Below are 257 nucleotides of genomic sequence, written 5' to 3' on the forward strand. Positions count from 1 at the left end.
CCGCTGGGAAGTTCGGTACTGTCACTTTATCTTTGACCTCTTGTTCAGTTGTGCCTTGGCCGAACGGTTTTTCAATTGGTTTGACTGTTGGTTCATAAGTGTCTGAATCTTTTGGACCGACTGTAACTTTCACATTCACTGTATCTGTTGTTTTATCTGGATAAGTCACTGTAACCGGTACTTCGAACTCGCCGCTAGTTTGACCGTCAGGAATTTTTGTTTCATCTACAGTAATAATTGGTTGGTCGCCCTCTTTA

General features: G+C 42.4%; 1 protein-coding gene. It reads right to left on the reverse strand.

Annotation, left to right across the window (positions count from 1 at the left end; translation table 11 throughout):
• Nucleotides 1-257 (reverse strand): Rib/alpha-like domain-containing protein (locus tag HMPREF3270_RS10065; RefSeq protein WP_141763141.1); only part of this gene is annotated, 257 nt, incomplete at both ends.

This window comes from Staphylococcus sp. HMSC65H10, from assembly GCF_001839185.1.
GTDB classification, from domain to species: domain Bacteria; phylum Bacillota; class Bacilli; order Staphylococcales; family Staphylococcaceae; genus Staphylococcus; species Staphylococcus simulans.